Origin of the sequence: Gemmobacter aquaticus (assembly GCF_007859075.1) — a bacterium.
In the GTDB taxonomy this organism is placed as follows: Bacteria; Pseudomonadota; Alphaproteobacteria; order Rhodobacterales; family Rhodobacteraceae; genus Gemmobacter; species Gemmobacter aquaticus.
The window spans coordinates 261,512-284,322 of record NZ_VOAK01000022.1; the positions used below are offsets into that span (position 1 = coordinate 261,512).

The 22,811-nt window shown below is 65.5% G+C and carries 21 protein-coding genes and 1 riboswitch; of the genes, 10 read left to right on the top strand and 11 right to left on the bottom strand.

The features are described from left to right. Window positions 1-5 precede the first annotated feature (5 nt). From cobM to cbiE, 3 genes are read right to left on the bottom strand one after another with little or no spacing between them, the layout of a single operon-like run. Entirely contained in the window at window positions 6-788 is a 783-nt protein-coding gene (gene cobM, locus FQU74_RS14345; RefSeq protein WP_146287153.1) for a precorrin-4 C(11)-methyltransferase, read from the bottom strand. Then, window positions 785-1,150 carry a cobalamin biosynthesis protein gene (locus FQU74_RS14350; protein ID WP_229704404.1) on the bottom strand — a complete coding sequence of 122 codons (366 nt, stop codon included), beginning with the start codon at window positions 1,148-1,150 and terminating at the stop codon, window positions 785-787. Before FQU74_RS14350 ends, cobM begins: the two co-directional genes overlap by 4 nt. Further along, window positions 1,132-2,295: a precorrin-6y C5,15-methyltransferase (decarboxylating) subunit CbiE gene (gene cbiE, locus FQU74_RS14355; protein WP_146287154.1), complete on the bottom strand. Its 1,164-nt coding sequence runs from the start codon at window positions 2,293-2,295 to the stop codon at window positions 1,132-1,134. Before cbiE ends, FQU74_RS14350 begins: the two co-directional genes overlap by 19 nt. Between cbiE and FQU74_RS14360 the strand changes: the two genes are divergently transcribed. Further along, window positions 2,294-3,037, top strand: coding sequence for a cobalt-precorrin-6A reductase (locus tag FQU74_RS14360; protein ID WP_146287155.1), 744 nt, complete (start codon window positions 2,294-2,296; stop codon window positions 3,035-3,037). The genes cbiE and FQU74_RS14360 overlap by 2 nt on opposite strands. Here FQU74_RS14360 and cobJ read toward each other — a convergent pair. From cobJ to FQU74_RS14395, 7 genes are read right to left on the bottom strand one after another with little or no spacing between them, the layout of a single operon-like run. Then, window positions 3,016-3,747: a precorrin-3B C(17)-methyltransferase gene (cobJ, locus tag FQU74_RS14365; RefSeq protein WP_146287156.1), complete on the bottom strand. Its 732-nt coding sequence runs from the start codon at window positions 3,745-3,747 to the stop codon at window positions 3,016-3,018. The two genes, FQU74_RS14360 and cobJ, sit on opposite strands and share 22 nt — an antisense overlap. Continuing rightward, window positions 3,744-4,469 (bottom strand): precorrin-2 C(20)-methyltransferase, encoded by a 726-nt coding sequence (locus tag FQU74_RS14370; protein WP_146287157.1) that lies wholly within the window; start codon window positions 4,467-4,469, stop codon window positions 3,744-3,746. Before FQU74_RS14370 ends, cobJ begins: the two co-directional genes overlap by 4 nt. Window positions 4,470-4,472: 3 nt before the next feature. Then, window positions 4,473-5,102: a precorrin-8X methylmutase gene (locus FQU74_RS14375; RefSeq protein WP_146287158.1), complete on the bottom strand. Its 630-nt coding sequence runs from the start codon at window positions 5,100-5,102 to the stop codon at window positions 4,473-4,475. A gap of 3 nt (window positions 5,103-5,105) precedes the next feature. Further along, entirely contained in the window at window positions 5,106-6,257 is a 1,152-nt protein-coding gene (gene cobG / locus FQU74_RS14380) for a precorrin-3B synthase (RefSeq protein ID WP_146287159.1), read from the bottom strand. Then, window positions 6,254-9,490 carry a cobaltochelatase subunit CobN gene (gene cobN, locus FQU74_RS14385; RefSeq protein WP_146287160.1) on the bottom strand — a complete coding sequence of 1,079 codons (3,237 nt, stop codon included), beginning with the start codon at window positions 9,488-9,490 and terminating at the stop codon, window positions 6,254-6,256. Before cobN ends, cobG begins: the two co-directional genes overlap by 4 nt. Window positions 9,491-9,494: 4 nt before the next feature. Further along, window positions 9,495-10,529: a cobalamin biosynthesis protein CobW gene (cobW, locus tag FQU74_RS14390; RefSeq protein WP_146287161.1), complete on the bottom strand. Its 1,035-nt coding sequence runs from the start codon at window positions 10,527-10,529 to the stop codon at window positions 9,495-9,497. Beyond that, window positions 10,522-10,902: a DUF1636 family protein gene (locus FQU74_RS14395; RefSeq protein ID WP_146287162.1), complete on the bottom strand. Its 381-nt coding sequence runs from the start codon at window positions 10,900-10,902 to the stop codon at window positions 10,522-10,524. The genes cobW and FQU74_RS14395 overlap by 8 nt, the downstream gene beginning before the upstream one ends. An 81-nt stretch (window positions 10,903-10,983) precedes the next feature. Then, a riboswitch (cobalamin riboswitch) is annotated at window positions 10,984-11,177 on the bottom strand. 140 nt (window positions 11,178-11,317) lie between these two features. Between FQU74_RS14395 and cobO the strand changes: the two genes are divergently transcribed. Both cobO and FQU74_RS14405 read left to right on the top strand, forming a co-directional pair. Then, window positions 11,318-11,950 carry a cob(I)yrinic acid a,c-diamide adenosyltransferase gene (gene cobO / locus FQU74_RS14400; protein ID WP_146287163.1) on the top strand — a complete coding sequence of 211 codons (633 nt, stop codon included), beginning with the start codon at window positions 11,318-11,320 and terminating at the stop codon, window positions 11,948-11,950. A 31-nt stretch (window positions 11,951-11,981) separates the two neighbouring features. Beyond that, window positions 11,982-13,427, top strand: coding sequence for a cobyric acid synthase (locus FQU74_RS14405; protein WP_146287164.1), 1,446 nt, complete (start codon window positions 11,982-11,984; stop codon window positions 13,425-13,427). Here the strand turns inward: FQU74_RS14405 and FQU74_RS14410 are convergent. Next, entirely contained in the window at window positions 13,424-14,353 is a 930-nt protein-coding gene (locus FQU74_RS14410; protein ID WP_229704405.1) for a LysR family transcriptional regulator, read from the bottom strand. The two genes, FQU74_RS14405 and FQU74_RS14410, sit on opposite strands and share 4 nt — an antisense overlap. Before the next feature lie 191 nt (window positions 14,354-14,544). Between FQU74_RS14410 and chvE the strand changes: the two genes are divergently transcribed. From chvE to FQU74_RS14445, 7 genes are all read left to right on the top strand, one after another. Further along, window positions 14,545-15,567, top strand: coding sequence for a multiple monosaccharide ABC transporter substrate-binding protein (gene chvE / locus FQU74_RS14415; protein ID WP_229704408.1), 1,023 nt, complete (start codon window positions 14,545-14,547; stop codon window positions 15,565-15,567). A gap of 87 nt (window positions 15,568-15,654) precedes the next feature. Then, window positions 15,655-17,175 carry a multiple monosaccharide ABC transporter ATP-binding protein gene (gene mmsA, locus FQU74_RS14420; protein WP_146287167.1) on the top strand — a complete coding sequence of 507 codons (1,521 nt, stop codon included), beginning with the start codon at window positions 15,655-15,657 and terminating at the stop codon, window positions 17,173-17,175. A gap of 12 nt (window positions 17,176-17,187) precedes the next feature. Further along, the gene (gene mmsB / locus FQU74_RS14425; RefSeq protein ID WP_146287168.1) at window positions 17,188-18,372 is read left to right on the top strand and encodes a multiple monosaccharide ABC transporter permease; all 1,185 of its coding nucleotides are present in this window, start codon (window positions 17,188-17,190) and stop codon (window positions 18,370-18,372) included. 3 nt (window positions 18,373-18,375) lie between these two features. After that, window positions 18,376-19,362: an AraD1 family protein gene (gene araD1 / locus FQU74_RS14430; RefSeq protein ID WP_146287169.1), complete on the top strand. Its 987-nt coding sequence runs from the start codon at window positions 18,376-18,378 to the stop codon at window positions 19,360-19,362. Between the two features lie 21 nt (window positions 19,363-19,383). Further along, a complete protein-coding gene (gene araD, locus FQU74_RS14435) occupies window positions 19,384-21,126 on the top strand; it encodes an L-arabinonate dehydratase (RefSeq protein WP_146287170.1) in 1,743 nt (580 codons plus the stop codon). Beyond that, window positions 21,126-22,049 (top strand): Gfo/Idh/MocA family protein, encoded by a 924-nt coding sequence (locus FQU74_RS14440; protein WP_229704406.1) that lies wholly within the window; start codon window positions 21,126-21,128, stop codon window positions 22,047-22,049. Before araD ends, FQU74_RS14440 begins: the two co-directional genes overlap by 1 nt. 39 nt (window positions 22,050-22,088) lie before the next feature. Further along, window positions 22,089-22,811, top strand: a 723-nt coding sequence (locus FQU74_RS14445; RefSeq protein ID WP_146287171.1) for an aldehyde dehydrogenase family protein, incomplete at its 3' end; no start/stop codon positions are given.

Consider the following 22,811-nt stretch of genomic DNA (forward strand, 5'->3'; position numbering starts at 1 on the left):
GGTGGTCATGCGCTTTCGGGAAAGCGGGGATGGGTGCCCACCGGGCGATAGCGGCGGTCGTAGTCACCAGCATAGAGGCGGCTTTCGTCGAACTCCTCGGCCCCGATTGACCGGCCGACAAGGATCAGGGCCGTGCGCTCCATCTCGGCGCCGACGGCGGTTTCCAGGGTGGCAAGCGTTGCGCGCACGATGCGCTGATCGGGCCAGCTGGCGCGCCAGATCACCGCCACCGGACAGTCGGCGCCATAGCTTGGGGAAAGCCGCGCCACCACATCGGCCAACACATGCACCGATAGGTGGATGGCAAGCGTCGCGCCGGTGCGGGCGAAGTTCTCCAGCGTCTCGCCTTCCGGCATCGAAGACGCCCGACCCGAGGTGCGTGTGAGCACGACCGATTGCGCGACGCCCGGCAGGGTCAGCTCTGCACCAAGCGCGGCGGCGGCGGCGGCAAAGCTGGGCACGCCCGGCGTCACGTCATAGGGGATGTCCAGCTCGCGCAGGCGGCGCAGTTGTTCGCCCATGGCCGACCAGACCGACAGATCGCCTGAATGCAGGCGCGCCACGTCTTTCCCCTCGGCATGGGCGGCGGCGATTTCGGCGATGATCTGATCGAGGCTCAGCGGTGCGGTATTCACGATCCGCGCGCCGGGCGGGCAATATTGCAGCAGCGCCTCGGGCACCAAAGAGCCCGCATAAAGACAGACCGGGCAGGCGGCGATCAGATCGCGCCCACGCAGGGTGATCAGGTCGGGGGCGCCGGGGCCCGCGCCGATGAAATGGACGGTCATGGGGTGTGTCCTTCTGCAAGGGCCAGCGTGACCCGCCCTCCGGGGGCGATGGTCCGTGGCTGAAGAAGCCGCGCGCCCGGGCCTGCGGCGGCAAGCGCTGCCGCTTCGGCGACCGAGCCGACACCATATCGGGCGGGCTGGCGCGGCGATGGGGTGGATGTGTCTTGTCGCGTCAGATCGGCCAGCGGCACGGCATGAACGGGCAGCGCCAGCGCGGCGAGCGCAGGGTGGCAGGCCTTGTCCGCCGGCAGGGCGAGCGCCTGTGGCAAGTGTTGCGCCAGCGTCAGGGCGGCAGCAAGGTCTGCCGCTGTCGCCGATGCACGCAACCCGATCCCGGCCACGATCATCGCGTGACCCCCCATTGCACCACCGGACGCGCGGCCTGCCAGTCGCGAAAGCTGCCAAGCGTGCCGCAGGTCGCAAGGTCGATCCGCATCAGGCTGCCCCCGTGGCGGGCGTGGGCGGCGTAAAGCGTGGCCTCATTCTCCAGCGTGACGGCATTGGCGACCATCCGGGCGCCGGGGCGCAGGCGTTGCCAAAGGCGGTCGATCAGTGCCTCATCAACGCCGCCGCCGATGAACACCGCGTCCGGTTCGGGCAATCTGTCCAGTGCATCCATCGTGGCACAGTCCACCGCTGTCAGACGATGGGCAAGGCCAAAGCCTTCGGCATTGGCGCGGATGTTCGTGACGCGGTCGGCCCGACGCTCGACAGCCGAGGCGCTGCCACCGGCAAGGCACCACTCGACGCTGATCGAGCCTGATCCCGCACCCAGATCCCACAGATGTTCGCCCGCCCGTGGCGCCAAGGCCGAGAGTGTCAGGGCGCGCACCGGACGCTTGGTGATCTGCCCGTCATGGGCAAACAGGTCATCCGGCAGACCCGAGGCGCGGGAGATGCCGGGGTCGCGCCCAAGGATCGCCGCCATCACCGGTGCGCCCGCATCCGGCGCAGGGAAGGGGCGCATCCGCTCCATCGGCCCGCCAAGGCGTTCAAGCACGGTCACCTCGGCCCCTGCATGACCGTTCGCGCGCAGCCAATCACCCAGTTTCGCCACCGCACCCCCGTCCCGAAGCGTGGCCAACACCCGCGTTCCCCCGTGAAGCACGGGCCGCAGTCGGGCAAAGGGCGCGGCATGCAGGCCAAGACAGATCGTCTCCTCCAGCCGCCAGCCCATGCGGTTCGCCGCCAGTTGAAAGCACGACGGCGCCGGGTGGCTCGTCCATTCTTCGGGAGCGAGATCAGCCATCAGGCTTCCTCCGGCCCCGTGCCAGAACGGATCGCCCGAGGCGAGGGCGACCACCCGTCGCCCGCGTGCCGCGAGAACCGGGGCTGTGGAGAACGGAACGGGCCATTCCACGCCCCGCGCATCGGCACCCACAAGCGCGAGGTGGCGCGGCCCGCCGATGATCACCTCCGCCCGGTCCAGCGCGTCGCGGCTTGCGGGCGACAGGCCCTCTGGTCCATCTTCGCCCAGACCGATGATCGTAAGCCAGGGATCAGACATGACGCGCATCCTTCTTCTGGGCGGTACGACCGAGGCAAGCAGACTTGCCCGGATGCTGGCCGATACAGGGATGGACGCGGTGTTCTCTTATGCCGGTCGGACCGACGCCCCCGTCGCCCAGCCCTTGCCGACCCGGATTGGCGGCTTTGGCGGGGTTGAGGGATTGGTGCGGTTTCTGCGCAGCGAAGGCATCACCCATGTCGTCGATGCGACACATCCCTTTGCCGCCGAGATGAGCCGGAACGCCTCTGCCGCCTGCCGCGAAACCGGCGTCGCGCTGGCCGCGCTGGAGCGTGCGCCATGGGTGGCCGGAGCTGCCGATCGCTGGACCCATGTGCCCGATATCGCAGGCGCAGTTGCCGCACTGCCCGACATCCCGGCCCGTGTGTTTCTGGCCATCGGCAAGCTGCATCTGGCCGCGTTTGGCACAAGGCCGCAGCATCATTACCTGCTGCGCCTTGTCGATCCGCCAGGCGCGCTGCCTTTGCCGGACGCACATGCGGTCATCGCGCGCGGCCCTTTTGATCTGGCGGGCGATCTGGCCCTGCTGCGGGACCATCGCATCAGCCATATCGTCGCCAAGAATGCGGGCGGTCAGGGCGCGCGCGCCAAGCTTGATGCCGCGCGGGAATTGGCGTTGCCGGTGATCCTGATTGACCGGCCTGCCTTGCCCGAGCGGCTGATCTTTGAGGATCCCGATGCCGTCCTGCGCTGGCTGGGTCATGCCGACCTCGGGGTATAGACGTAATCGCCCACGCGGCGTGTCGCCGAATTTCCAATAAGAACGACCGTTCGCATATCGGCCATGTCTTCGGTTGCATCGATCAGACGCACAACGCGGATCGCCTGTTCGGGGGTTGAAACGGCGCGGGCGAAGATGACCAGCCGACCGGGCTCGCATTCCTCACGCAGGATCTGCAACACGCGGGCAAACTGATGCGGGCGCGACTTTGAGCGTGGATTGTAAAAGCCCATCGCAAAATCAGCCTGCGCGGCAAGGCGCAGCCGCCGCTCGACCAGATCAAAAGGCTTGAGGTTGTCGGAGAGGTTGATTGCGCAGAAATCATGGCCCAAGGGTGCGCCCGCCGCCGCCGCCGCTGCGAGCATGGCGGTGATGCCCGGCAACACGGTGATCGGCACATGTGCCAGATCGGGCCGCGCCTCCAGCGCCTCGAACACGGCGCTCGCCATGGCGAAGACGCCCGGATCGCCCGAGGAGACCACGACCACGCGCGCCCCCGCTGCGGCCATTTCCAGCGCATGCGTGGCGCGGTCGAGTTCCACCCGGTTGTCCGACGGGTGCAGCGTCAGCCCCTCACGCGGGGCAACGCGGGCAACGTAGGGAATGTAGCCCACGACATCGGTGGCCTCGGCCAGCGCCGCTGTCACCTCGGGCGTGACCTTGGCCGCGTCACCCGGCCCAAGCCCCACGATGATGACAGCGCCACTCATGCGTGCACCTCGGGGCGCCGACCTTGGCCATGCACGATGACGATGGCAAAGTAGGGACAGTCGGCGCCATCCACCTCGGCCAGCCGGGCCACGCGTTCCCCGGGCATCGTTCCGCGCTCGATCAGCCAGGCATCGTCAAGGCGACCGGCGGTTGCCAGCGCACGGCGCACCTTGGGCAGGTTGCGGCCCGTTTTCATGATGACCAGCGCATCTGCGGTCTGCATATGGGCGACCAGATCATCCTCGGGCAGCGTACCCATCAGCACCGACATCACATCGTCGCCCCAGGTGATCGGCGTGCCGGTCGCGTGCCAGCAGCCAGCCATCCCGGTGATGCCGGGGATGACCTCGATCTCTGTCCGATCCTTGAGACGGGCATAAAGGTGCATGAAGCTGCCGTAGAAGAAGGGATCGCCCTCGCACAGCACCACAACCTCGCCCGGCATGGCAGCGAGACGGTCGGCCCAGTCGTCATAGAACCGGGCCAGCGCGTCGTTGTATTCGGGGCTGTCAAAGGGGATCTCGGTCGTCACCGGATATTCCATCGGCAGTTCGGTTACGCCCGCGCGCAGCATTCCTTCCACGATCGCACGTGCCTGACCGCGCCGCCCGGCCTTGCGGAAATAGGCGACCTGCGCCGCCGCGCGGATCACCCGATCCGACCGGACCGAGATCAAATCCGGGTCGCCCGGCCCAAGCCCTGCACAGATCACCTTCGCCACGCTCTACTCCTTCCGGCTGGCCAGCGCATTCACCGCCGCCACCGTAATGGCCGAGCCGCCAAGGCGACCCTCGACGATGACAGCGGGGCAGGGATTGTCCTGCATCAACGCCTCTTTCGATTCCGCCGCACCGATGAAACCGACGGGGCAGCCGATGATCGCGGCAGGGCGCGGGCAGCCGGGGTCTTCCAGCATGTTCAACAGATGAAAGAGGGCGGTTGGCGCGTTGCCGATGGCCACCACCGCACCCGCCAGATGCGGTCTCCACAATTCGACCGCAGCCGCGCTGCGGGTGTTGCCCATTGCGCGCGCCATCTCGGGCACAGATGGGTCATGCAGGGTGCAGAGGATCTCGTTCTGCGCGGGCAGCCGCGCGCGGGTGATGCCCTCGCTGACCATGCGCGCATCGCAGAGGATCGGTGCGCCGCCCTCCAGCGCCGCGCGGGCGGCGATTGCCATGCCGGGCGTGAAGCGCACGAACTTCTCAAGCCCGACCATGCCTGCGGCATGGATCATCCGCACGACAACCACCTCTTCCTCGGGCGTGAAGCAGGCCAGATCGGCCTCGGCCCGGATCGTGGCGAATGAGTTGAGGTAGATGGTGGCGCCGTCGGTTTCATAGCTGTGGGGCATCGGTCACTCGGTCAGAAGGTCTGGCCGTGCAATCAGCGCGGCCGCGGAATGATGGGCAATCGGGGTATCATGGGCTGTGGCGCCCTGGATCAGGGCATAGCCCTGTGGCGTTGCGGTCAGGGTCAGATCGGCAGCGCCCGGATGGGCACAGCCCTTGGCGCAGCCCGAAACATGCAGCAAGCCCTGCACATGCGGCGCCAGCGCCAGCGCCAGATCGCGCGTGGGCCCAAGCGCCTGCACGCATCCCGGCGCACCGGTGCAGGCCACCACATGAAGCAGCGGATCGTCTGGATCGGTGATGAGGCCGGGCAGATCGGGCAGCCGTGTCGCGCCCTCGATCACGATCATGCGCCAAGGCGTGATGCGCAGATCGCCGAGGCCTGCAATCGCCGCCAGCGTCTCGGCCGTCATCTGGCCGAATGTGAAAGCAACCATCGCGCCTGCATCATATAGGCCAGGGCGCGCGACAAACCCCTGCGCGGTGGTCGGATGGGTAAAGCCCTGCGGCAGGCCCACCCGCGCAAGATGGGCCGCCATCCGGCCCCGCCCCTCGCGAATGCCGCCCGTAGCGATGAACCACCGGGCCAGAGAGAGTGCCTCCGCCGCAGCGGTCGTCTCGGTCACGTGTTTGGCAAGCCCGCTTCCATCCGGGCGCACCACGATCCCTTGACCATCGCGCTCGATCCGGATGTCGCAGGCGGTGCTTTCCAGCACGCGGGTTGAACCAGTATCGACCGCAAAGCCGAATTTCCCCGGCAGATCGGGCGCGTCCGGCAGGGCCAGCAATTGCGCCAGTTCGGCGCTGATCGTGAGTGTCGGATCATCAGGCCGATGGAAGGGTTGAACCACGATGTTGCGCCGCGTCTCCTGCGCAATGCTCGCATCGATCAGTCCAAGATCGCGCAGCCCTTCGACCAGCGGCAGACGGCCTGTCTCGGTCACCCCGCGCAGCTGCACATTGGCGCGCGCGGACAGGTCGATCAGCCCGTTGCCATGCGCCCTCGACAGCGCAGCGACCCCGCGCGCCTGCGTCGCAGTAAGCCGGCTGGAACGCGGTCGCACGCGTACCACCAGACCGTCGCCTGACATCATCGGCCGCAACGCGCCGGGGCACCAGCCTTGCACCACCGGTCCCTCTGCACGGCTGCCGCTCATGCTCCGGCCTCCATCAGCGCGGCGATCGAATTGCGCCGTGTCACCCAGAGGCCTGCGTCGTGCAGACCGCGGAACCGGTCCCGCAGGGCCTGAAGCGCCTGCGGGTTCTCGGCCTGAAGAAAGGCCACCAGATCATCGCGGCCCAGCGTTGCCTCGTGATAGAGATCGATCAGATGGGCCGGAACCGCGCGGGTGAGATGCGCAAAGGCGGCAAGGTGATCCATCGTTGCCGCGATCTCGGCCCCGCCGCGAAAACCGTGACGCATCATGGCACTGGCCCAATCGGGGTTGGCGGCGCGGGCGCGCACCACCCGGGCGATCTCTTCGCCCAGAGTGCGGGCCTGCGGACGGTCGGGGCGGGTGCTGTCCAGATGGTACATCGCCGGCGCCTCGGTCCCGAGGCGTGCCAGCGCGGCGGCAAACCCCCCCTCATGCGCGGCATAGTCCGAGGCCAGCAGAACATCGCTTTCCACCAGATCCTGCACATGGGCAAAGCCGTCCGCCGCGCGGACGCGGTCTTCCAGGGCCGCGCGGGCGTGATGCGCCTCGCCCTTGGCATCAATGGCCCACGCGCTGGCGGCAAGCCAGGCCTCACCAGCCGCTATCCGGCCCGCGTCGGAATAGTCCTCAAGCGCCTCGGTCATCCCCATGCCGTACAGTCCGGGTTTCGGGCCGAAGACGCGCGGGCCGGGGGTCAGGTAGGGGTTGTCGCTTGCGTCCTCTGGCCGTTCGGAAAGGGTCTGGGCCGCCGCCTCGAAAAGCTGCGCAAGGCCGGGAAAGACGTCGCGAAACAGACCCGACACGCGCAAGGTCACATCGATGCGTGGACGGCCAAGCAGCGCAAGCGGGGCGACCTCGAACCCACTGACACGCTCGGTCCCGTCATCCCAGCGGGGCGAAAGGCCCGCCAGATGCAGCGCCATCGCAAATTCCTCGCCCGCCGTGCGCATCGTGGCCGAGCCCCAGAGGTCAACGACCAGCGACCTTGGATAGTCGCCGTGATCCTGCAGATGTCGCCGGACCAGTTCTTCGGCAAGCTTCACCCCTTGGGCAAAGGCCGCGCGGGTCGGCACGGATCGCGGATCGACGGCATAAAGGTTACGCCCGGTTGGCAGCACATCCGTCCGCCCCCGGTAGGGCGATCCCGACGGCCCCGGCGCCACATGCCGGGCATTCAGGGCGTCAAAAAGCCCCTCCATCTCGCCCGGCGCATCGCCAAAGACATGCAGCCCCTCGCCATACTGGCTTTCCTTGATGTCGCAGACGAACCTGTCGATGCGGGTGATCGCCTCGGCGGCCGAGGCGTCAGGCGGGATGCCCAGATCGGCCTCGACACCTGCGGCCTGCGCCTCGTCGCGCACCTGCGCGATCAGCCGGTCGCGGCGCGCGGGGTCAAGCCCGTCGGCGGTGGAATATTCGTCAAGCAGCCGTTCCAGCCGGGTCATGTTGACCGGCACGGTCGAGGTCGCCATTGGCGGTGGCATGTGGCCGATGGTCAGCGCCCCGATGCGCCGTTTGGCCTGCGCGGCCTCGCCCGGATCGTTGACGATGAAGGGGTAAATGACCGGCGTCGCACCGATCAGCGCCTCGGGCCAGCAGTCATGCGACAGTGCAACCGCCTTGCCCGGCAGCCATTCCAGCGTGCCATGCGCGCCGACGTGGATCAGCGCATGAATCCCCTGTGACCGCAGCCAGAGGTAGAAGGCCACATAGGAGTGACGTGGGGTGCGGGTCAGGTCGTGGTAGTCGTCGTCACGCGACCGCGCCTCGCCGCGTTCGGGTTGAAGGGCAACGACCGCGCTCCCCCGCCGAAGGGCACGAAACCGGAAGCTGCCATCGGCAAGGCATGGGTCATCTTCGGGGTCGCCCCAGGCTGCGGTCAGCCGGTCACGCAAGGCAACGGGCACTGCCTCCAACGCCGCCAGATATGCGGACAGCGGCCAGTCGAGCGTTGCGCTTTCCAGTGCCCGGCCCAGTCCTGCGCCGGGGTCGGTAGTATCTGTCAGCCGGTTCAGTATCGCCTCGGCCGAGGCCAGTGCATCAAGCCCGACCGCATGTGCGAGGTTGTAGTCCTTGCCGGGATAGGTCGACAGAACCAGCGCGATCACGCGATCCTGCGCCGCCATCTCGCCCAACCTGTGGCGCGCAGCCACGCGGTCGATCACCGCCGCCACCCGCCCCGGATCAGCCCGGTGTGCAAAGCGCGAGAATTGCAGGTCGGGGTCGCGCGCGCCGGGCTGCTTGAAGCTGATCACTCCGGCAAACAGACGCCCGTCCACCTCGGGCAGCACGACATGCATCGCCAGATCCGCAGGCGAAAGTCCGCGCTCTGCCGCAGCCCATTCCTTGCGACGGGCGGTCGAAAGCGCCACCTGCCAGACAGGGCACCCTGTGGCATCGAGGGGCGAGACCCCGGCCTCGCCCTTGGCTGAAAAGGCGGTGGCATTGATGATTGCGGCGGGCTGCGCCTTGCGCAGCTCCTCGGCAATAACAGCCGCCGCGGGCCCCTTGAGCGAGGGCGCAAAAAGCCCATAGGCACGAAATCCGCGCGCCCGTGCGCGAGTGATCAGCGCATCTACCGGATCGGTATCGGCGGCGGTCAGATAGCTGCGATAGAAGGTGATCGCGACGAGTGGCCCCGCACCCTCGGCTCCGCAACCCTCTGGCCCCGTGATCACGCCGCGCGGGGGGTCGTACCAGCCGCACTCCGGCACGGTCTTGTCGCCTGCCACCGGACCCGCATAAAGTCCCGCCGCAAGCGCCAACTGCGCCAGTGCCGCCTGCGCCGCAACTGCGCCCCCCGCATCGCACAGTGTGGCCAGCCGCCGCAGGGTACCCACCGGCAAGGTGGACAACTGATCGAGCCGCGCATCAGGCCGCCCGTCCGCAGGCAGCACGGCGAGCGCAATCCCCTTGCGGCGGCACAGGTCCTGCACCGAGGCCAACCCATAGGCCCAGTAGCTTTCGCCCCCGATCAGCCGGATCAGGATGCCCTTCGCCGCAGAAAGGGTCTGCTCGACATAGGTATCGACCGAGAGTGGGTGGCGCAGCGCCACAAGATTTGCCAGCCGAAGTGACGGCAACCGGTCGCGCCCGCGCTGCCAGCCTGCCGCGAAAGCACCAAGATCGCTGTCGGAAAACGACAGAACCACCAGATCGGCCGGGGTCTGACCCAGGTCGAACGGGGTGTCCGTTTCCTCAAGCCCATGGCTTTCGCGGAAGACCACATGCACCGGTTCAGGCCCCCAGAACCGCGCGGATCGCCGCCTCGTTCACATTGTCATGCTCGGCGATGACCACCAGCCGGGTTGCGCGTTCTGCAGCCCCCCAGGGGCGGTCATATTGCGCACGCACGCGCTCGCCCACGGCTTGCACCAGCATCCGCATCGGCTTGCCAGCGACCGCGACATAACCCTTGACCCGCAGGATGTCCTGCTCACGCGCCAGACGGCGGATCGCCTCTTGCAGCGCCTCGGGATCGGTCACCTCGCCCATTTCGATGACGATGGTGTCGAAATCGTCATGTTCGTGGTCGTCGTGCCCGTCGTGATGGCTGGGGCGCGCCGCCAGATCATCCTCGGCCGCCGCATTCAGGCCCAGCACGACGCGCGGATCGACGATCCCTTCCGAGACATGCAGAATCGGCAGCTTGCGGGGGCTTTCGGCCTCGATCACCGCCTTCGCCGCGGCAAGGCCCGCATCGCCTGCAAGATCCGCCTTCGTCAGCAGCACGATGTCGGCGCAGGCGATCTGGTCCTCGAACACTTCGGAAAGCGGGGTTTCATGGTCGATGCTGTCATCGGCCTCGCGCTGTGCCTGAACGGCAGCAACGTCGGGCGCAAAACGCCCCGCGGCGACCGCCTCGGCGTCGGCCAGCGCAACCACGCCATCGACGGTGATCTTCGAGCGGATCGCCGGCCAGTCAAAGGCCTTGAGCAGTGGTTTCGGCAACGCAAGGCCCGACGTTTCGATCAGGATGTGATCCGGTCGCTGTGGTAGGGCCATCAGCGCCTCGATCGTGGGGATGAAGTCATCGGCCACCGTGCAGCAGATGCAGCCGTTCGCGAGTTCGACAATGTTCTCGATCGGGCAGTTCTCATCGGCGCAGGACTTCAGGATTTCCCCATCCACGCCCACGGTGCCAAACTCATTGACGAGGACTGCGAGGCGCTTGCCCTGCGGATTGGCCATCAGATGCCGGATCAGCGTGGTCTTGCCCGATCCCAGAAAGCCGGTGATCACGGTGACGGGGATCTTCGAAATGTCAGACATCGGCGGGCTCCACTGGGCTGTCCAAGGGGGGAATACGGGCAAGACATTGCTTGCGAAAGATCTCGGGCCGCTCGCGCCAGGGCACCAGCCCGTCGCCCGAGGCCGCATATCGCGCTGCCCCTTCGAGGATCGCGGCACCGTGTTCGGCGGGGTCGAGTCGGCCGTAGACATAGGTCCATTTGCCGGGAGCAGACAAAGCGACCGAGCAGCCGTTGGTGCATGCCGACAGGCATTCGACGGCGCGGATCTCGACATCTTCGGGCAAGGCAATTGCGGTCAGCGCATCATGCAGAAGCCTGCCAGGACGCGGGCCTTCCGGGTCGGCGCCCTCGCGCCGGCAGGTGATGCAGACATGCAGCGTGGCGCGGGCCATGCATCTTTTCCCGAACGGGGGCGACGGGGACAAACGGAAGGGGCATCATTGCCACTGCCGGTCGCGGAACACCCCGTCCGCCCGTGAACACGAAGGCTGGCAGGTCTCCCGGCTTGCGGAGCGGGTTTCCCCCCGACCGCGCCTTCCCGAGTTTCCTCAGTGGCGATGCGGCCTCTCCGGTCACGGTCGCGGGGGCGGCTGCGCTTGGGCCGGATGGCCTGACGCATTCCCTCTTCGCCTGCGTTGCCGCAGGAACCAGCTTTCCCGCCTTGTGACAGAATGCAGGTTCAAGTCAAGCGCGCCCGGCGTCGTATCACGGCCCGGCTGCGACATCGCCGCCCCTGACGCCCGATCCGTCGCAACCCGGCTTCCGGTGGCCCGCGCCGCGGGCTATGCAGAATGCAAGGAGATCCTCATGAGCGAATCCACGACCCCTGACAGCACCGACGAGCTTGCCCGCCACGCCAGCAAGATGGCCAAGAAAAAGGCCGCGCGTGACAAGATCATGGCCACGAAAGAGGGTGAGAGGGGGCTGATCATCGTCCATACCGGGCCCGGCAAGGGCAAGTCGTCGTCCGGCTTCGGCATGATCCTGCGCTGCATCGCGCATGAGATGCCCTGCGCGGTCGTGCAATTCATCAAGGGCGCCTGGGATACCGGCGAGCGCCGCTTGATCGAGGGACATTTCAGCGACCTCTGCCAGTTCCACGCCATGGGCGAGGGCTTCACCTGGGAAACCCAGGATCGCGCCCGCGATATAGAAATGGCCCGCAAGGGCTGGGAAAAGGCGAAAGAGCTGATCCGGGACGAGAGCATCCGCTTTGTGCTTCTCGACGAGATCAACATTGCGCTGCGCTATGACTACCTGCCGATTGACGAGGTCGTGGCCTTCCTGCGTGACGAAAAGCCCGCGATGACCCATGTCTGCCTGACCGGGCGGAACGCCAAGGACGAATTGATAGAGCTGGCTGATCTGGTGACCGAGATGACACTGGTCAAGCATCCCTTCCGGTCGGGAATCAAGGGACAGAAGGGGGTCGAGTTCTGAGCGTGGTCTTTGGCTCCAGAAGGAAGCGGCAATGACCGCGCTTATGATCCAGGGGGCGGGGTCGAATGTCGGCAAGTCCATGCTTGTGGCCGGTCTGTGCCGTGCGGCACGCAGGCGCGGGCTGTCAGTCGCGCCCTTCAAGCCACAGAACATGTCGAACAATGCGGCAGTAACAGCCGACGGCGGCGAGATCGGACGGGCGCAGGCTTTGCAGGCCATGGCCTGCGGGCTTGAGCCGTTGACCGACATGAACCCGATACTCCTGAAGCCTGAAAGCGACGTGGGCGCCCAGGTGGTGGTGCAGGGGCGGCGTGTCGCCACCGTAAAGGCGCGGGATTATGCGGCCCTGAAACCGCAACTGATGGGGCCGGTGCTTGACAGCTTCAACCGGCTGCGCGCGCGGCATGATCTGGTGATCGTTGAAGGCGCCGGCAGCCCGGCAGAGGTGAACCTGCGTGCAGGCGACATTGCCAATATGGGTTTCGCGCAGGCGGCCGATGTGCCGGTGGTTCTGGCTGGGGACATCGACCGGGGCGGCGTGATTGCACAGATCGTCGGTACGCAGGCTGTTCTCGATCCTGCGGATGCGGCCATGATCGCGGGTTTCCTGATCAACAAGTTCCGAGGGGATGTGCGGCTTTTTGACGATGGGTACCGGCTGATCGAGGCACGGACAGGCTGGCGCGGGTTCGGTGTGCTGCCCTTCTTTGCCGATGCCGGTCGCCTGCCTGCCGAGGATGCGCTTGACCTGCGGCACAGCAAAGGGGGTGGCGCCTTCAAGGTGGCCTGCCTGCAATTGTCGCGGATTGCGAATTTCGACGATCTCGACCCTTTGGCGCAAGAGTCGGGCGTCAGTCTGGTGATGGTCGGTGCTGGCCAGCCTATTCCCGGCGACACCGACCTGGTCATCCTGCCGGGATCAAAATCGACCCGTGCCGATCTGGCCTATCTGCGCGCGCAGGGGTGGGACATTGACCTTGCCGCCCATGTTCGGCGGGGCGGCCATGTTCTGGGGATCTGCGGCGGTTATCAGATGCTGGGGCGCATCGTGCGCGACCCCTTGGGGATCGAGGGGCCGGCAGGTGAAACCGAAGGTCTGGGTCTGCTCGACGTGACAACCGAGATGACACCGGACAAGCGCCTGACACGGACCCGTGCCTTGCACGCAGCCACAGGGCTGGAGGTCGAGGGGTACGAGATCCACATCGGCGCAACCACGGGCCCCGATCGCGCCCGGCCATTTGCCCATGTCGCGGGCCAGCCCGAGGGCGCGATTTCGGCCGATGGGCGGATCATCGGCAGCTATCTGCATGGGCTTTTTCGCGCAGATGCCTTTCGGGCCGCGTTCCTGCGGGGCTTGGGTGCGCAGAGCTCGGGATTGGCCTATGGCCGCGTCGTCGAGGAAACGCTCGATGCCCTTGCTGCGCATATGGAGACGCATCTCGACGTGGACGGGCTGCTGGCGCTGGCGCGCTAGGGGGTCCCGCCCGCCTCGGAATGGGCAATGACCAGTTCGCGCAGCCGGGCAGCCACTGGCGACAACGGACGGCGTCTGAGGTTCAGCATGTAATAGGGTGAGACCCGCACCTCACGCGGCATGGTCAGCACGGCGAACCCGGCGCTGACCGGGGGCTGGGTCAGAAGCTGCGCCACCTCCTCCGACATGCCGGCGATCGCGTCGCTTCTGGACAGATAGGCGATCATCAACAGCAGCGACGGGCTGTTCACGATGTTTCCGGGTTCGGCCAGGCCCACGGCGCCAAAGGCTTCGAGCGTGGCCTCGCGGATCGGTGCGCCGCGCTCTTGCATGATCCATTCATAGTCGGTCAGTTCGGTGAAGGTCACGCGGGGCGCACGCGCCAGCGGATGACCGGCCCGCACCAGCAGCGCCACCTTTTCATCGCGCATCGGGTGGATCTCGAATTCCCGGCTGTCAAAATCGGGCAGCACGCGGGCGAGCGCGAAGTCCATCTCGCCGGCGGTCAGCTGCCGCAGAAGATCGCGAGAGGGCAGAACGTCGACGGTAATTTCGGCATCCGGCGCCTCGCGCTTGATGGCCCGGATGGCGGGGACCAGATAACCGACGGCGGGTCCGGTCACGGCACCCACCCGCACTGCGCCGCCCTGACCTTCGCGCAATGCCTGTACCTCGGCAGCCATACTCCGCATCTCGCGCAGCATGGCGCGGGCGCGCCGGACCATGACGGCGCCAATCTCGGTCAGCTCCATCCCCTTGGGCTGGCGCAGGAACAGCGGCGCGCCCACGGCACGTTCAATCTCGGCCAGCATGCGCGACGCGGCCGGTTGGGTCATCGAGGTCGCAGCCGCTGCCATCTGCAACTGCCCGGACTCAGCCACTTCGACGATCAGGCGCAGTTGCGCCGGTTTCAGGTTCAGTTGCATGGCAATTATCATACCAGAATTGCTATCCAAAATGCGTGTAATGTAATTTTACCGATATGTCATGTGCGATTAGAACTGCGTCAGGCCCCTCGAATCGAGCGGCCAGAGGGAGAGATGGGCAGCGCCAACGTGCAGCTACCCAAGTCAGGGAGAGAGACATGAAATTCAAATCCGTCGCCGCGGCACTGGCGATGTGTGCCTCGTTCGTGGCCTATGGCGCCGCTGCTGAAACCGTCGGCATCTCGATGCCCACCAAATCCTCGGCGCGCTGGATCTCGGACGGCGACTCGATGGTCAAGGAATTCCAGGCCGCTGGCTATGAGACCGACCTGCAGTATGCAGAGGACGATATCCCGAACCAGCTGGCCCAGATCGAGAACATGATCACCAAGGGTGTCGATGCCCTGGTCATCGCCGCCATCGACGGCACGACCCTGTCCAACGCGCTGGAAAATGCCTCGGCCGCCGGGATCAAGGTCATTGCCTATGACCGTCTGATCCGTGACAGCGGCAATGTCGACTATTACGCCACCTTCGACAACTTCAAGGTCGGCGTGCAGCAGGCGACCACCATCGTCAACGGCCTGAAAGAGCGCTTCCCCGATGTGAAGCCGTGGAACGTTGAACTGTTTGGCGGCAGCCCGGACGACAACAACGCCTACTTCTTCTACGACGGTGCGATGAGCGTGCTGCAGCCGCTGATCGACGACGGCTCGATCGCCATTGTCTCGGGCCAGATGGGCATGGACAAGGTCGGCACCCTGCGTTGGGACGGTGCAGTGGCACAGGCGCGCATGGATAACCTGCTGTCGGCAAACTACACCGACAAGCAGGTGCATGGCGTGCTCTCGCCCTATGACGGGCTGTCGATCGGTATCCTGTCGTCGCTGAAGGGCGTGGGCTATGGTTCGGGCGATCTGAAGATGCCGATCGTTTCGGGTCAGGACGCCGAGGTCCAGTCGGTGAAGTCGATCCTTGCGGGCGAGCAGTACTCGACCATCTTCAAGGATACCCGCGAACTGGCCAAAGTGACCGTGGGCATGGTGGACGCCGTCCTCAAGGGCAGCGAGCCGCAGATCAACGACACCAAGACCTACGACAACGGCGTGAAGGTCGTGCCGTCCTACCTGCTGGAGCCGCTGCCGGTTGACGCAAGCAACTGGGAAGAGATCCTGATCGGGTCGGGCTACTACACCAAAGATCAGATCCAGTAACGCATCCTTCCTCCTCGGATGCCGAATGGGCCGCCTTCCCTTGCGGGGGGCGGCCCGCCTATCCGCCGCCAATGACCGGAGGCAACCATGACCGCATTGCTGGAGATGCGCTCCATCACCAAAACCTTTCCAGGCGTCAAGGCGCTGGATCAGGTGAACCTCGTCGTCCGCAAGGGCGAGATCCACGCGATCTGCGGCGAGAACGGGGCCGGAAAATCCACCCTCATGAAGGTTCTGTCGGGTGTCTATCCCGCCGGCAGCTATGAGGGCGACATCCTTTATGATGGCGAAATCGCCCAGTTCCGCGGCATCCGCGACAGCGAGGACAGGGGTATCATCATCATCCACCAGGAGCTGGCACTGGTGCCGCTTCTGTCGATCGCCGAGAACCTGTTCCTCGGCAATGAGCGCGCCACGAAAGGCGTGATCAGCTGGCCCGAGACCTTTCGGCAGACCGAAACGCTGCTGAAGAAAGTTGGCCTCAGCGAGGCGCCCGGTATTCAGGTGGGCAAGCTGGGCGTGGGTAAGCAGCAACTTGTGGAAATCGCCAAGGCGCTGTCCAAGGACGTGCGGCTGCTGATCCTGGATGAACCCACCGCCGCGCTTTCGGAATCCGACAGTCAGGCGCTGCTCGATCTGCTTCTGGAGCTGAAGGCACAGGGCGTGACATCGATCATCATCAGCCACAAGCTGAACGAGGTGCGCCGCGTGGCCGACAGCGTGACCGTGATCCGCGACGGCACTACCGTTTCCACGCTGGACGCGCACAAGGAACCGATCACCGAGGATCGCATTGTGCGTGACATGGTGGGCCGCGACATGGCGCACCGCTATCCGGAACGAACCCGCCGCGCTGGCGATGTGGTGTTCGAGGTCAAGGGCTGGAACGTCTGGCATCCCGAACATGCCGAGCGTCAGGTCATCAAGGACATCTCGTTCAACGCGCGCGCCGGCGAGGTGGTCGGCATCGCGGGTCTGATGGGGTCGGGCCGCACCGAGCTTGCCATGAGCATCTTTGGCCGCAGCTACGGGCGCAACATCTCGGGCGAGGTGTTCGTGAACGGCAAGGCGGCCGATACCGCGACCGTCGGGCGCGCGATCGATGCGGGTCTCGCCTATGTGACCGAGGATCGCAAGTCGCTGGGCCTGATCCTGGACGAGACGATCCAGCGCAACACGAGCCTCGCCAACCTCGACGCCGTGGCGACTTCGGGTGTCATCAATGAGGCGCGTGAGACCGAGGTGGCCGAGAAGTACCGCGCGGCCATGCGTATCCGCACGCCATCGGTCTTCCAGAAGGTCGGCAATCTGTCGGGCGGCAATCAGCAAAAGGTTGTGCTGTCGAAATGGCTCTTCACCGAGCCGGAGGTGCTGATCCTCGACGAGCCGACCCGCGGCATCGACGTGGGCGCCAAGTACGAGATCTACGGCATCATCAACGACCTCTCGGCACAGGGAAAAGCCGTGGTCATGATCTCGTCGGAAATGCCGGAACTTCTGGGCATGTGCGACCGGATCTACGTCATGAACGAGGGTGAATTCGTGGGCGAGCTGAATGCCCAGGACGCCACGCAAGAGCGCATCATGTCGCTCATCGTTACAGAATAAGGGGGCAGGGGAATGAGCCAGACCAGTGCGAAGGCCGAGGGGATCGGCAGCTATCTCGTGAAACACCTGCGCGAATACGGACTGCTGTTCGCGCTGATTGCGATCATGGTCTTTTTCCAGGTGGTGACGGACGGCACGCTTCTGAAGCCCGTGAACATCACCAACCTCTTCCTGCAGAACAGTTACATCATCATCATGGCACTGGGGATGCTGATGGTGATCGTGGCCGGACACATCGACCTTTCGGTGGGTTCGGTCATGGGTTTCGTGGGCGCACTGGCCGCCGTGATGCTGGTCAACTGGGATCTGCCGGTTGCGGTGGTGATCCCGATCAGCCTTGTCGTCGGCGCAGCAATCGGCGCGGCGCAGGGCTATTTCGTGGCCTTCTGGCGCATCCCGTCATTCATCGTGACGCTGGCAGGGATGCTCGTGTTCCGCGGCCTGTCGCTGTGGCTTCTGGCCGGGCAATCGGTCGGCCCCTTCCCGAAGTCGTTCCAGGCGCTGTCGAACGGATTCATTCCCGACCTCTTCGGGGTGGACAAACCCAATGTCACGGCACTTGTGGCCGGGCTGATCGCGGTGGCCGTACTGATCTGGATGGGGGTCAAGACCCGCGCCCGCAACGCTCACTATGGGATCGAAGATGAGCCCTTCGCCTTCTTCGTCGCCCGCAACGCCATCATTTCGGCTGCATTGATGTTCGTGATCTGGAAGCTTGCGGGCTTCCGGGGCCTGCCCAATGTGCTGATCTCGATGGTCGTGCTGACGGTTGTGTATGCCTTCATCACCGAACGCACCACGCTGGGCCGGCGCGTCTATGCCATCGGCGGCAACGAGAAAGCTGCGAAGCTTTCGGGGATCAACACCGAGCGGCTGACCTTCCTGACCTTCGTGAACATGGGCTTCCTTGCCGCGCTTGGCGGGTTGGTCTTTGCCGCGCGGCTGAACACCGCGACGCCCAAGGCAGGCTTCGGGGTGGAGCTTGACGTGATCGCTGCTGTCTTTATCGGCGGGGCCTCGATGTCGGGCGGTTCGGGCAAGATCATCGGCGCGGTCGTGGGCGCCTTCATCATGGGTGTGATGAACAACGGCATGTCGATCATGGGCATCGGCATCGACTATCAGCAGGTCATCAAGGGCCTTGTGCTGCTGGCCGCGGTGTTCTTCGACGTCTACAACAAGCAGAAGCAGGGCTGATCCATGTTCCTTTCGCAGATCCAGACCGAACAGGGCCGCGTCGTCGTGGCGCGTGTGGGCGAGGACGCCCGGATCGTGCCCGGTGCCGCCTCGGTCGTCGAACTGGCGCAGGCCGCCATCGCGGCGGGCCGCAACCTCGGTGCAGAAGTTGCCTCGCGCGGGCAGGGAGAGGCGGTCGATCTTGCCACCGCAATGGCCGAGGGACGGGTTCTATTGCCGGTTGACCACCCCGATCCCTGCCACATGCACCTGACGGGTACGGGGCTGACCCATCTGGGATCGGCTGCCACGCGCAACTCGATGCATGCCAAGGCCGACCCCGAGCAGATGACGGACAGCATGAAGATGTTCCGCATGGGGCTTGAAGGCGGCAAGCCTGCGAACGGCGGCATCGGCGCCCAACCCGAATGGTTCTACAAGGGCAACGGCCATGCCGCCGCCGCCCCGGGAATGCCGCTGGTCTCGCCCGGCTGCGCGCTGGATGCGGGCGAAGAGCCAGAGATCGCGGGCATTTACCTGATCGGCCCCGACGGCGTGCCTTTCCGCCTTGGCTTTGCCCTTGGCAATGAGTTCTCGGACCATGTGACGGAACGCGGCAACTATCTGTGGCTTGCCCATTCCAAGCTGCGCCCGGCCTCGTTCGGACCGGAATTGCTGGTGGGCCCGCTGCCTGACCATGTCGAAGGACAAAGTCGCATCCTGCGCGACGGTCAGGTGATCTGGGAAAAACCCTTCGTGTCGGGTGAGGCGAATATGAGCCACACCCTCGCCAACCTCGAGCACCACCACTTCAAGTACGAGATCTTCCGCCAGCCCGGCGATCTGCATGTGCATTTCTTCGGCACTGCGACGCTCTCCTTCGCCGATGGCATCGCCTGCCAGCCCGGCGATACCTTCGAGATCTCGGTTCCCGCCTTTGGCCTGCCCTTGCGCAACCCGCTGGTGCAAGAGCCCAAGACCGTTTCGCCCGTTACCGTCAAATCCCTCTGACCAATCCCTTTGAGGCAAGCCATGACCTTCAAGCCCGCGCCCTGGCCCCGCAAGCTGCGTTCACAGGAATGGTTCGGCGGCTCTGGCCGCGACCAGATCTATCACCGGGGATGGATGAAGAATCAGGGCTTTCCGCATGACCTGTTCGATGGCCGCCCCGTCATCGGCATCCTGAACACCTGGTCGGAACTTACGCCCTGCAATGCTCATCTCGATGTGCTGGCCGAGCGTGTGAAGCACGGCATCTACGAGGCGGGCGGTTTCCCGGTCGAGGTGCCGGTGTTCTCTGCAGCGGAAAGCTCGTTCCGGCCCACGGCGATGATGTACCGCAACCTCGCCGCCATGGCGGTGGAAGAGGCGATGCGCGGCCAGCCGATGGATGGCGCGGTCCTGCTGGTCGGCTGCGACAAGACCACACCTTCGCTGATGATGGCGGCAGCCTCGACCGACATTCCATCGATCGTGGTGACCGGTGGTCCCATGCTGAATGGCTATTTCAAGGGCGAGCGTGTGGGCTCTGGCACCCATCTTTGGAAGTTCTCCGAAGCGGTAAAGGCGGGTGAGATGACGCCCGAAGAGTTCCTCGAGGCCGAAGCCTCGATGTCGCGCTCGGCGGGCTCGTGCAATACGATGGGCACGGCCTCGACCATGGCCTCTATGGCCGAGTCTCTGGGCATGGCGCTTTCGGGCAATGCCGCGATCCCGGCGGTGGACAGCCGCCGCCGCGTGATGGCGCAACTGACCGGCCGGCGTATCGTGCAGATGGTGAAGGACGACCTGAAGCCCTCTGACGTGCTGACCCGGCAGGCCTTTGAAAACGCGATCCGCACCAATGCCGCGATCGGCGGATCGACCAATGCGGTGATCCACCTTCTGGCGCTTGCGGGCCGCGTTGGTGTGGACATCACCCTGGAGGACTGGGACCGCTGCGGCCGCGATGTGCCGACCATCGTCAACCTCATGCCCTCGGGCAAGTATCTGATGGAAGAGTTCTTCTATGCCGGCGGCCTGCCCGTGGTCATCAAGCGTCTGGGCGAGGCGGGGCTTCTGCACAAGGACGTGCTGACCGTCTCGGGCGAGACGATGTGGGATCAGGTCAAGGACGTCGTCAACCACAATGAAGATGTGATCCTGCCCGCCGAAAAAGCGCTGACCAAATCGGGCGGTGTCGTGGTGGTGAAGGGCAATCTGGCACCCAAAGGGGCGGTGCTGAAACCATCGGCGGCGACGCCTGCGCTGATGGTGCACCGGGGTCGGGCGGTCGTCTTCGAGGACATCGACGACTACAAGGCCAAGATCAACGACGAGGATCTTGATATCGACGAGACTTGCGTGATGGTGCTGAAGAACTGCGGACCCAAGGGCTATCCCGGCATGGCCGAGGTCGGCAACATGGGCTTGCCCCCCAAGGTCCTGCGCAAAGGGATCACGGATATGGTGCGCATCTCGGACGCGCGCATGTCGGGCACCGCCTATGGGACGGTCGTGCTGCATACTTCGCCCGAGGCTGCGGCGGGTGGGCCGCTTGCGGTGGTGCGCAATGGCGACATGATCTCGCTGGATGTGCCAAACCGGTCGTTGACGCTTGAAATCTCGGACGAAGAGCTGGCCGCGCGGCTGGCGGAATGGACCCCGCTGCCGGGGGCGCCGGAGTCGGGCTATGCTTGGCTGCACCAGAAGCACGTGCAGGGCGCAGACACAGGGGCTGACCTCGACTTCCTGCGCGGCTTCCGTGGCCGTGATGTGGGCAAGGATTCGCACTGATGTCTGCTCCGATGAACGTGGCGCTGGTCGGGATCGGCAAGATCGCGATCGACCAGCATGTTCCGGCGATTGCCGCCTCGGCAGACTGGACGCTGGCTGCGACCTGTTCGCGTCACGGCACGGTCGATGGTGTGGCGGCCTATGACGATTTCGACCGGCTTCTGGCAGAACGGGCCGACATCTCGGTTGTCTCGCTCTGCCTGCCGCCGGTGCCGCGGTTCGACTATGCCGCCGCTGCGTTGCGCGCGGGGCGTCATGTGATGCTGGAAAAGCCTCCGGGCGCCACATTGGCCGAAGTGCATGCTCTGCAACACCTTGCCGAGGCGCAGGGCCTTACGCTTTTCGCCACATGGCACAGCCGGATGGCCCATGCGGTTGCCCCGGCCAGGGCCTGGCTTCAGGACAAGCGCGTGACGCGCGCCCATATCACCTGGCGTGAGGATGTGCGCAAATGGCATCCCGGTCAGGACTGGGTGTTCGAACCCGGCGGCATGGGTGTGTTCGATCCGGGAATCAATGCGCTGTCGATCCTGACCGAGATCCTGCCCGAACCGGTGCACCTGACCGGGGCCGAGCTGGAATTCCCGGACAATCGCGCTACGCCAATTGGGGCGCAGTTGCGATTTTCCGGCAATGTCAGTGCCGATTTCGACTGGCGTCAGGAAGGCCCGCAGACCTGGGATATCGAGGTCGAGACGGATGCGGGCCACCTTGCCCTTCGGATGGGCGGCAATGTGCTGGAGATCGACGGCAAAGCCGCCGCTGGCGAGAACACCATCATGGGTGAATATCCTGCGCTTTATGCGCGTATGGCCGATCTGGTCCGCACGGGTCAGTCGGACGTGGATCTTGCGCCCATGGTTCACGTCGCAGACGCGATGACGCTGGGCCGCCGCATGACCGTGGCGCCTTTTGATTTTTGACCGGAACTCAGAGCCCCTCTCTCTGAAAGGACTGACGTTATGACATTCACGCCCCATGGCAATCATCTGATTGCGGGTGACTGGGTTGGCACGGCCGAGCGTTTTGGCTCGGAGCCGGCGCATGGTCCTGTGCATGCGTTCTCGGTGGGCACGGTGGAGCTGGTGAACCGGGCCTGTGCGGCGGCGGAAGAGGCGTTCTGGTCCTATGGTTATGCCAGCCGCGAGACGCGGGCGGCGTTTCTGGAGGCGATCGCCGACGAGATCGAGGCCCGCGCCGAGGCCATCACCGAGATCGGCAGCCAGGAGACCGGCCTGCCCGCGGCCCGCCTGCAGGGGGAGCGCGGCCGCACCACCGGCCAGTTGCGGCTCTTTGCGGCGCATATCCGCGCAGGCGACTATCTCGACCGCCGCATCGATGCGGCGCTGCCCGACCGCCAGCCGCTGCCGCGCCCGGAGATCCGGCTGATGCAGCGCCCGGTCGGCCCGGTCGCCGTCTTTGGCGCCTCGAACTTCCCGCTCGCCTTTTCCACCGCCGGGGGCGACACGGCGGCGGCGCTGGCGGCGGGCTGCCCCGTCGTCGTCAAGGGCCATTCCGCCCATCCCGGCACCGGCGAGATCATCGCCGAGGCGATCCATGCTGCGATTTTGTCCTGCAACCTCCCTTCCGGTGTGTTCTCGCTGATTCAGGGCGGACGTCGGGATGTTGGCACGGCACTCGTTACCAATCCCCTAATCAAGGCAGTGGGCTTCACCGGCTCACTG